Consider the following 9307-nt stretch of genomic DNA (forward strand, 5'->3'; position numbering starts at 1 on the left):
CCAGGCAGTTTTAACGCAGGGCCTCCGCGATCCCCGCCATGATATACTCCGCGCAGGGCAGGGCGATGGCGTTGCCCAGGGCCTTGTACCGCTGGGACGCGCTGATCTCCCTGCCGTCGGCCCCGTACTTCGTCCACCCCTCCGGCAAGCCCATGAGCCGCTCACATTCCAATTCCGTAGGGAAACGAATACAGCCGCCCGCCGGATCGTCCTCGTACCAAAAAGCAAACGGTGTCACCGTACCGGCTAACAGAGTGGGAAAAGGGTCAGTTGGAAATCCGAAGCTGTTTTGGAACGCTGTTTGTTCCCCCTCCTTGGCGGCTCCCCGCATACGGAACCCTTGAAAGGGTCTGGTGACGGGTACGCGCCCCCCTGTTTCAAGAACAGGGCCTCGATCTCCGCCGGGGGCGGGCAGCCCGCCCGCTGTGCAAGGCGCAGGAAGTGGGAGCATTGGGCGGGGCTTAAACAATATTGCGGGAGCACGCCGCCCTCCAAAGTCTGCCACAAGAAAGACGCGCTGGCGTCGGGCCAGTCGGGGCCTTGCCCAGTGTTGGGCATCCATGAGCCGCCATGCGAGATCGGGGCATCCCCCTCGCACCATTCCGGCGTTTGCCCATCTTCCCGAAGCAGGCATTGAAATTTCGGTGTCTGTGAAAGCGGATAGGACGGCTCTAAAGTCCATCCGGTCATTTGAAGAAAACGCTCCCATGACGTTTTCCCAAACAGAGATAACTGGATATAGATCATTGGTGGCCTTTCTCATTTCTTGAATAATGCGGATGGCGTGAAAAAACAGGCCGGACTTGGCGCCGTCCAGCCCCTCACGCCTGCCGATCTGTGAAAGATTTTGACAAGGGGAGCCAAAGGTCAGCACATGGACGGGCGGGATGGCCCCGCCGTCCAGTTTGGTGATGTCCCCCAGGTGGGCCATATCCGGGAAGTGCCGCCGGGTGATAGAGATAGGGGCAGCCTCGATCTCGCTTGCCCACAGGGGACGGATGCCGCACCGCGACGCCGCCAGGGGGAAAACCCCGATCCCGTCAAACAGGCTCCCCAAAGTGAGCCCGCTCACAAGTCCTCCTTTTGATCTGCCGCCTCTGGACACTTTGTCCAGAAGTCCGGGATCGTGGGCTCCACCTCATTTCCCCACACATCCCAGCCGGGCGGGGACTGTCTTGCGAACAGCTCCACCCTGGGCAAGTCGCCCATAAGGGCCACGATCTTTTCACGGGCCTCCTCCGGCTTTCGGCTGTGCTCCCGGACAGGGGAAATGATAAACTGATGGACATTCGCCGCCTGCCGTTTGGGGTGTCCCCGCGTCGCCAGCAGGCAGACCTCCGCGTTGCCCCGCGTCCAAAAGCCCAGGCCGTAAAACCAGCCGGGGGATTTGCGGTTTTGTTTGAGCCAGACGAAAGCCACGCTTTTATAAGTGAAGCCCCACGCCTGGATCAGCCGCAGGGCCTCCGGGAGCTGCGGGAATGTGGCCCACAAAAAAAGCGCGCTGTCCTTGGCCGCAAGGTCGGCCACAGGCAACGCGCATAGCTCCGATATGCTCATGGTGGGATAATGGTTTTCCGCCGCCCCCTGTACCTTTTTCGCTGTGTAGCGCCAGGGGGGATCGGCATAAATAATAGAATACTGTCCGATAGTCAGACTCCTTTCTCCCCAGCCTCCACCGCCGCCCGCGCTGCACGGATGCGCTCGCTGGCGGCGGCATAGTAGGTCGGGACGGTTTCAAAACAAATAAAGCGGCGGCTTGTGTTGAGGGCGGCCACCGCCGTTGTGCCGGAGCCAGCGCAGATGTCCGCCACCACCTCGCCGGGCCGGGTATAGGTCTTGATGAAATACTCGCACAGCTCCACTGGCTTTTGCGTGGGGTGGATAGTACGCTGGACGGTGGGAAAGGCCAGCACATTTCCGGGAAAGCGCAGGCCGTCCTCCGATCCGCTGCCGGAGCGGAGGAATTTTCCGTAGTTGGTGCTGTCCCCACGGTTGCCCGCGATTTTCTTGTAGGGCTTGCCTTGTTCAAACTGCGGATTATAAAGCGGAAGTTTCTGATAGAACACCAGAATATTCTCCGTCTTTTTCAGCGGGGCCCGCCTCGCGTTGAGGAAACCTGTGCACCGGCTCTTGTACCACACCCATTCATAGCGGAGCATGGGGAGGTTGGACGCCCCCAGCACCTTATCATAGGGGCACTGTGCGAAGAACAACACCGCCCCCTCCGGCTTGACGGCCCATTTCACCGCCTCCCACAGCTCCGGGAGGGGCAGCGGCACATCCCAAAAGTTCCGTGTGGTGCCATAGGGCGGATCAGTCAAGAGCATATCTACCGAATGACGGGGCAGAGAGCGCAGCCCCGCAATGCCGTCTTGCAGGAACAGGCCCTCCGGGGACTTCTGGACACTTTGTCCAGAGGTATCGAAAGTCGTTTTTTCCATTGAAGCGCCTCCTCTCAATGCGCCCCGAAGATGCGCTGGGCGATGCCGCCCGTCTTAAACAGCATAAAGCAGAGCAAAACCGTGTAGCCCACAATGCCCCAAATCGCCCCAATGGGATCTCCGCTGGTGACGATCCCCTGGACGAGCACCGCATAGATGGCAACGCATACCAGAATGAGCATCCCTTGAAATCCCACGGCGAACAGGGAACGCAGATAATTCTGGCCCGTCTGCCCCACCTCCCGGTGGGCCAGGGTAGCCATAGGGATGGGGGCCAAGCTGGTCAGCAAATAGATTTCCAACATCCTGCCATAGACCAGCACAAAAATGACAATGCCCAGCGCCCACATAGTCACACCGATAAGAGAGGATTGGAGCCACAGGCCGAGAAGCGGCCCCAAGTCCATGCCCTCCAGGGTGGTTTCCAGCTCCGCCATCATATCCGGCGTAATGTCCGTGGAGCCCTGGATGAGCCCGCCCGCCTGGGCGATCACGGACTGCGACACATCGAACACCGCCATCACGATATTAAAGGTGTTGGACAGGATGAGGATGGCACAAGCCGTTTTGAACATCCATTTATAGATATTCGCTACATCAAACTCGTGCATATTGTTCTTTTCCAAAAGCATCTGTATCAGCTCATAGGTGGCAACAAAGGTCAGCACCAGACCGGCAATCGGTAAGATCACCGTTTCGGAAAGCTGGCGTATAAGGGAGAAAACCCCGGCGTTCCAGGCCGCCGGGGTAGTCCCCACTTGTACCGCGATCTCCCCGACCTGGGCGTTGACGTAATCGGTGAGCCCCTCCAGGTTGCCCATGATCCCGCCAATCAGCAGCTCTTTGAGCCAGTTCGTGAGCCAGTCGGTGAGAAAATCCATAAGCCGCTACCTTAAAACAGCCCGGACAGCAGGGGGATCAAGGTGGTGCCCAGCAGGATGATGCCGCCGCCAGCCATGAGCTGCTTCATGCCCTGTGATTTTGAGCCAGGATTATCCGAGCCGTAGCCCTCCAGCAGATTGACCACGCCCCACACGCCAAGACCAGCGCCGAGAGCAACAACAAGGGTCTGCAAAGTATCAATCGCGGAAGAAAAAAACTGCATAGAGCCTCCATTTCTCCGGGGAATACCCGGCTATGAAAAAAGCCGCCATTTCTGGCGGCAGGTTACGACCTCTGGACACTTTGTCCAGAAGTGGGATTTATACATAGGCGTCCGGGTCATCCACATCATCATAGTTGAGGATGTCCTCGTCCTCGCCTATGGGCCCTGTGTCTGTCCCGTCTGCCTCGTACACCTCGCAAGCCTCAGAGAGCCCAGGCCGCCTGCGGCGGTTGATGAGCTGATCGAGGGAAAAGGCGTTTTTCACTTTATCGGCCTCAGCCGTGTATTTGTAGTTGGGGTGCTGCTTCAAGTCGTACTTTGGGGAATAGAACGGGGGCAGGCCCCGAAGCTGTAAAATACAGCGATCCCCCGGCATGGTGGCAAGCTCGGCGGGTGTCATCAGCTCCCGGCCAAGCCGCTGGGTGTTCTGGTTGTAGCTTTCCGACTGCCCTTTGGAGCGCCCGTCCGTCTGCATATAGATGGTGGACTTCCCCAGCCAGTTTTCCGAAATCTCCTTGATGGTGGAGCTTTCCCTGCCGCCCAGGAAAACCACGCTGTCCATATTTCCCATGATCGTTTCCGCGTGCTTGTCATAAATGGCCTTGCACTGCGCCATCTGCTGATAAAAGAGCGTCAGCGATATTTCACGGGAACGGATGACGGCCACCAGCTTTTCCAGGTTGGGCACCTGCCCTGTATTGGCCGCCTCGTCCCACAGCACCCGCACATGATGGGGCAGGCGGCCCCCATGAACATTGTCGGCCCTCTCGCACAGCAGATTGAACATCTGCGAAAAAGCCAGGGCCACAAGGAAGTTGTAGGTTGGCGTGGTGTCGGAAATGGTGAAGAACACCGCCGTTTTCCGATCCCCGATACGGTCAAGGGCCAGCTCGTCATAGCTCATGATCTCCCTAAGCTGGGGGATGTCAAAGGGGGCCAGCCGGGAGCCGCAGGAGATAAGGATCGACTTGGCCGTTTTGCCAGAGACGAAAAGTCAAGGACTTTTTCATCAAATTCACAAAGAAGTCACATTCTGCGGACTTCTTCACGGAGCAGACGCTTGATTTTGTCCTCCATCGTTTCTTTTGCGGTCTGGCTGAAATGCACACGGACGATATAGGTTGTCTTGCCGATCTGCTTTCTGACAGTAGGGCAAGTGGCGGTGTTGGTTGCGGTATTGTTCATTCAAAATCCTCCTGTAAATGAAAAATGCCCGGTGACTGTTCATCATCGGGCGGTGTCGGTATGAGGGAACAAGGCAAGGCGGCAGCATTAAGGTATCTATAAAAACCTTGCCGTCTTTGCCACGCTTGCCGTGTTCCTGTTGTCAGTCTCGGAGATAGCAGACCCATGCTGTGCCGTCTTTCTCGGTCACAAGTCTGTCCCCGATACGGCTCTTTGCCGTTCTCATGGTGCGTGAGGAAATCCCACGCTCATTGACTGCCTTTTCCAGCTCTGCGCTCGGCATACGCTTTCCATCTGCCAGCAGTTCCAGAATGAGCATTTGCGCCTGTGCGGTCTTGCTTTCGGTCTTGGCGGTGTCTGTCCCGGCAAGAAGCTCGTCAGCGGTAATGTCATAAGCTCCTATCCATTCAAAGCCTTTCTCGTCTCCCAGAGAAAAGGCAAGGGACTGTCCGGGCGGCGCAAGGGAGCTTTTCTCATGGATAAGCACCCTTGTTGTGGGACTGTCTTTCAGCTTGCCAATAAACAGCAGACTGCGGACTGCCGCCGTAATGTCGATAGACCCCAATCCTCGGTAAGTGCTTTGCGTTCCTGTGGCTTTGTTGAGGTGTCCGATCAGCACGATAGCGCACCCGGTAGCCTGTGCAATGTCTCCCAGACTGCGGAATATTGGGCGCACCTCGTTTGCTCTGTTCATGTCCACATCTGCGCCCAGAAACGCCTGTACCGGGTCAATGATAACCAGCCTTGCGTTGTTTTCCCGGATTGCCCTTGCTATGCGTTCATCGGCAAGGGTCAGCGGCGTATCCCTGTCATCAATGACAAGCACTTTTTCGAGGTCTGCGTCTGCTTCCATCAATCGGGGCTTAACAGTATCGCCCAGACCGTCCTCGGCGGTCTGATAGATGATATTGAAAGGCTCAAGGGTCTCCATACCGGGCAAGGGCTTTCGATTGGTGCAAGCCGCCGCAAGACGCATGGCAAAGTAGGTCTTGCCCTCGCCGGGGTTGCCCTGTATGATCGTCAGCTTTCCAAAGGGGATATACGGAAACCATAGCCAATCCACGCTCGTCAGCTCCACATCTGCCATACGGAGCATGGGGACAGGCTGGGCGGTGGGCAGCTCTCGCAGCGTGATTGTCTCGGCTATGAATTTGCGGCTGGGAATATCCCCTTGCTGACGGAGAACATCGTTCCAGTCTTTCCTTGCCGGGACAAGGCGAATGACGGCGATCTCGCTGGGAATGGACTGTGCCAGTCGGGTACAGGCTTCGCTTCCTGCGGTGTCGCTGTCAAGGCAGAGGAACACTTTTTGGGTGTCCTTGCGTTCAGAAAGAAAACGGTCAAGGGCTTTTCCCGAAACGCCGCCCAGGGCAAGATAGCTCCTTGTCTGCCAGTCCTGCGGATAAAGGCAGATGAACGATAACAGGTCAATCGGTGCTTCAAAGACAAAGAGCTGGTTGCCGTTTCCCTCATAGCGGAACGGATAGGACTTGTCAGACCCGGCAATGTCCTGTCTGAATGGGTCTGCCGTTCCTCGCACATGGGCGTATCTCGGCGTACCGCTTCGGTCTCTGCCGACAAACACAACATTGTGCCGCTTTGCGTCCTCGTAAATATCCCCAGAAAGAAGAAAAGCCTCAACAAGCGTTTTGTTGAGACCTCGGCTTTCGCAAAGATATTGAATTGCTCTGTCGGCTGTTCTGTTGTGCAAGGGCAAGTGAAACGCTGTGGGCGGTGTTGTGCTGGCTTCGGTCTGCCCCTCGCCGCTTTCGCCGGTCAGGAGCTGGACGGCTTCGGGAAAGGACTTTCCGTAAAACTCCATGACAAAATCAATGGGATAGCCGCCCTTGCTCTGGCTGTGGCGAAACCACTTGTTTCCCCGGACGGTCAAGCTGTCATGTTCTTTCCAGCGGTATTCCCGTCCGCTTTTGATTAGTGTCTCTCCCTGTGTACGGAGAAAATCTTCCAGACTGACGGCATTTGCCCGGTCAATCTGTGCTTGGGTGTAATTCATCGGGATAGTTCCTCCTTTTTCTGTCGTGTTTGGGGTCGATTTTGGAGCATTTGTTCCTCTGTACGCTCGTTAAATCGGGCGGCAGTATCTACGCATGACTTGACCCTCCAAAGGCGGTGTAAATCGTCTCTGACAGTCTTAAACTCGCCGTAGGTGGTTTCATGCGCCTGTTCCAAAGCGTCATACTCTGCGGACAGCTTTTTCATATCCACCTTGCCGTCCGAGAACTCCTCGGTCAGCTTGCGTCTGGCGGCGTAGAACTGTTTCAGTTCCGCTTCATGCTCTGCCTTGTACTTGGCTCTGGGCTTTTCAAACTTGATTTTCTGCAAGCCGTCATAGACAGGCTTCAGGCTTCGGAAAGCAGCGGAGCTGTCATAGAGCTGCTTAATCGCTTTCATTCGGGCGGTCTGTTCGCCCAGCGTTTTCTTCAAGCTCTCCGTGGTGGCGTTGTGTTCGTTGACACGGTGTTCCAAATCTTCAAGGGTGTAAATGCCGTTTGCCCGGAGATAATTGAAAGTCTCGTTCATCTCCTTTAGGTTGCTGACCTTGCCTTTCTGCGAATACGCCCCGGCGTTGCGCTGGCTGTAATAGGCGTTCAGCAGAGAAACAAGGTCGGGGGATTGCGGTTTGGACAGCTCGGCTTTTGCTTCGGCAATCCAATCAAACAGGAGAGTGATTTTCTTCTTGATGTCCCGGATAACGGCATTGGTCGCTCTGATCCAGCGATTGAACTCGCCTTTCTCGGTGCGTATGCCTTTCTTCTCCATTGCCCGGACGGTTGCGCCCTCATGGACGGTGGGAAGAAGCTCCACGCCCTGACGCTCATAGCTTCGGTGGTCGATACGAACGTCAAGCCCCTTTTCCGCAAACTTGGCGTTGCATAGCTCCGCCCATGTCTGCCGCCAGTATTCCAGCGTTTCGGGACTGCCCCAGTCGGTAGTGGGAACGGCGTTGAACACAAACTTTCCGTCTGCGTCCCGGATACGGTTGCCGTCCTCGTCCAGCTCATACACCCGGCGTTGCTTTAGTCCCCATTTGCCGTCCTGCTCAATGGGACGGATAGGACAAAGCACATGGAAGTGTGGGTTTGGTATGCCGCCGTCCTCCCGGTCTGGCTGGTGTACGGCGAAGTCAACCACCATGCCACGGCTCACAAAGTTCTCCAACAAAAATTGCCTTGCAAGAGCGATGTTTTCCTCAAGGGAAAATTCATTCTGCAAGGCAATGTCAAAGCTGTATGCAAGCTGGGCGTTCTTACCACGCTCGGCTTTTTCCACGGCGTTCCACAAGGTCTGACGGTCTGCAAATTCCGGGGGAGCATGGGACGGCAAGAGAATGTCAGAGCAGATCACGCCGCCCTTGCGGGTGTAGTCGCTGTATTCGCCGTAATACTCGCTATACAAGCGTTCCCCGGCTCGGTATGCGGCAGAAGCAATAGCGGACTGTCCTGCGCTGCGCTTAGTCTGCGTGACGCTCAGATGAAATAGTGCCATCGGCTTTCAACTCCTTTTCTCTGTTTGCTTGGCTGATGTGGGTAATCGCCATGTGACGGACGGCTCGCTGGACTTCGGACAGGGAAAAGATGTGTTCCATCAGCTCTGTCATTTCGGTGCGTGTGAGATCTTTGACCTCCGGGGCAAGGCTCTCAATCGTGCCGCCCAGATTGCAAAGGCGGTGTGTGCGCTTGGTGCGTTCACCTTTCTCCAGATACTTCTTTCTATTCTCCAGACGCTCCAGCTTGTGCTGTTCCTGTGCAAGCTGCGTCTCGGCTCGTTCCTTTTCGGCTCGGAGCTGGTCGAGGGTTTTCGGTTTTGTCATTGGGATTGACCTCCTTTTTTGATTTTGGGGATAAAAAAAGACCGTCAACTTTTCGCATAGTGCGACCAGTCAACGGTCTGATTTTCGGTATTTATTTTTTCAAACTTGCTGGCGGCGAACAGCATTTTATGCTGTTTGCGGACGGCAAGTCCACAGGGGATAGCTGCTTTAGCGGCGCAAGGGGGTGTAGCCACCTTGACGGAGCGAAGTGACGAAACATTCTCGGTCATGCAGTTTCTTTCTGCTGACAGAGAATGAAGCTCCGCAGGACGCACAATACTCTCGACAAGAGAGTATAGAAGTGCGCCCTTTAGTTCCTAAAGGGATTTTATCAGTTCGACAAACTTGAATTTTCTAATTAGTCTTTGCAAATAACCTTTAAACCTTCACAATCAATTACAATTCCCTGACAAGTCTTGGGCTTTGATTTAGGGTTATAAAATGCACTCTCAATACGCTTTTCGTCCAAATAATCCACGTATTTCTGGCTGTACATAGGTTCTTCACGAATTTGTAGCCGTTTTGTATCCAGCCATTGTATTTTGTGAACTCATTCCTCGAACAGATACAGAAGATATCCGTAACCCTCTGCTTCCATCTTTGCGTAAGGCACAAAGCGCAGGGCCGCACTGTTGATGCAGTAGCGCACGCCATTTGGGGACTCCGGATCGCCGGTGAACACATGACCAAGGTGAGAATCTCCGGCACGGCTTCTGACCTCTGTGCGGCGCATGCCGTGGCTCA

General features: G+C 55.5%; 11 protein-coding genes and 2 pseudogenes. All 13 read right to left on the minus strand.

Annotated elements, in window-relative coordinates; translation table 11 throughout:
- Positions 1-10: 10 nt before the first annotated feature.
- Entirely contained in the window at positions 11-154 is a 144-nt protein-coding gene (locus tag NE609_RS17815; protein ID WP_370867159.1) for a hypothetical protein, read from the minus strand.
- Between the two features lie 498 nt (positions 155-652).
- Positions 653-1105, minus strand: a pseudogene (locus tag NE609_RS17820) (DNA cytosine methyltransferase); the annotation flags it as partial.
- Positions 1069-1653 (minus strand): MT-A70 family methyltransferase, encoded by a 585-nt coding sequence (locus NE609_RS10040; protein ID WP_044940810.1) that lies wholly within the window; start codon positions 1651-1653, stop codon positions 1069-1071. The pseudogene NE609_RS17820 and the gene NE609_RS10040, both read right to left, overlap by 37 nt.
- Positions 1650-2441: a site-specific DNA-methyltransferase gene (locus tag NE609_RS10045; RefSeq protein WP_123158305.1), complete on the minus strand. Its 792-nt coding sequence runs from the start codon at positions 2439-2441 to the stop codon at positions 1650-1652. The genes NE609_RS10040 and NE609_RS10045 overlap by 4 nt, the downstream gene beginning before the upstream one ends.
- Before the next feature lie 14 nt (positions 2442-2455).
- A complete protein-coding gene (locus NE609_RS10050) occupies positions 2456-3322 on the minus strand; it encodes a VirB6/TrbL-like conjugal transfer protein, CD1112 family (RefSeq protein ID WP_044940816.1) in 867 nt (288 codons plus the stop codon).
- Between the two features lie 11 nt (positions 3323-3333).
- Positions 3334-3546: a Maff2 family protein gene (locus tag NE609_RS10055; protein WP_002578752.1), complete on the minus strand. Its 213-nt coding sequence runs from the start codon at positions 3544-3546 to the stop codon at positions 3334-3336.
- Positions 3547-3643: 97 nt separating this feature from the next.
- Positions 3644-4531: pseudogene (locus NE609_RS10060) on the minus strand (VirD4-like conjugal transfer protein, CD1115 family); the annotation flags it as partial.
- A 41-nt stretch (positions 4532-4572) separates the two neighbouring features.
- Complete coding sequence (locus NE609_RS10065) at positions 4573-4731, minus strand: transposon-encoded TnpW family protein (RefSeq protein ID WP_003500132.1); 159 nt, start codon at positions 4729-4731, stop codon at positions 4573-4575.
- Between the two features lie 142 nt (positions 4732-4873).
- A complete protein-coding gene (locus NE609_RS10070) occupies positions 4874-6745 on the minus strand; it encodes an AAA family ATPase (RefSeq protein WP_256152425.1) in 1872 nt (623 codons plus the stop codon).
- Positions 6742-8238: a MobQ family relaxase gene (mobQ, locus tag NE609_RS10075; protein ID WP_256152426.1), complete on the minus strand. Its 1497-nt coding sequence runs from the start codon at positions 8236-8238 to the stop codon at positions 6742-6744. The genes NE609_RS10070 and mobQ overlap by 4 nt, the downstream gene beginning before the upstream one ends.
- Entirely contained in the window at positions 8204-8563 is a 360-nt protein-coding gene (locus tag NE609_RS10080) for a DUF3847 domain-containing protein (protein ID WP_003500140.1), read from the minus strand. Before NE609_RS10080 ends, mobQ begins: the two co-directional genes overlap by 35 nt.
- A 44-nt stretch (positions 8564-8607) precedes the next feature.
- Complete coding sequence (locus tag NE609_RS10085) at positions 8608-8793, minus strand: hypothetical protein (RefSeq protein ID WP_003500141.1); 186 nt, start codon at positions 8791-8793, stop codon at positions 8608-8610.
- 320 nt (positions 8794-9113) lie between these two features.
- A partial coding sequence (locus NE609_RS10090) for a peptide-methionine (R)-S-oxide reductase (protein ID WP_256152427.1) occupies positions 9114-9307 on the minus strand: 194 nt, incomplete at its 5' end.

This window comes from Anaerotruncus sp. DFI.9.16, assembly GCF_024461615.1.
Lineage (GTDB): Bacteria > Bacillota > Clostridia > Oscillospirales > Ruminococcaceae > Anaerotruncus > Anaerotruncus massiliensis.

What these genes read in the sequence shown, in the direction of transcription:
- NE609_RS17815 (WP_370867159.1), bottom strand. Translation starts at nt 154, where the DNA reads ATGGGCTTGCCGGAGGGGTGGACGAAGTACGGGGCCGACGGCAGGGAG.
- NE609_RS10045 (WP_123158305.1), bottom strand. Translation starts at nt 2,441, where the DNA reads ATGGAAAAAACGACTTTCGATACCTCTGGACAAAGTGTCCAGAAGTCC.
- NE609_RS10050 (WP_044940816.1), bottom strand. Translation starts at nt 3,322, where the DNA reads ATGGATTTTCTCACCGACTGGCTCACGAACTGGCTCAAAGAGCTGCTG.
- NE609_RS10055 (WP_002578752.1), bottom strand. Translation starts at nt 3,546, where the DNA reads ATGCAGTTTTTTTCTTCCGCGATTGATACTTTGCAGACCCTTGTTGTT.
- NE609_RS10065 (WP_003500132.1), bottom strand. Translation starts at nt 4,731, where the DNA reads ATGAACAATACCGCAACCAACACCGCCACTTGCCCTACTGTCAGAAAG.
- NE609_RS10070 (WP_256152425.1), bottom strand. Translation starts at nt 6,745, where the DNA reads ATGAATTACACCCAAGCACAGATTGACCGGGCAAATGCCGTCAGTCTG.
- mobQ (WP_256152426.1), bottom strand. Translation starts at nt 8,238, where the DNA reads ATGGCACTATTTCATCTGAGCGTCACGCAGACTAAGCGCAGCGCAGGA.
- NE609_RS10080 (WP_003500140.1), bottom strand. Translation starts at nt 8,563, where the DNA reads ATGACAAAACCGAAAACCCTCGACCAGCTCCGAGCCGAAAAGGAACGA.
- NE609_RS10085 (WP_003500141.1), bottom strand. Translation starts at nt 8,793, where the DNA reads ATGACCGAGAATGTTTCGTCACTTCGCTCCGTCAAGGTGGCTACACCC.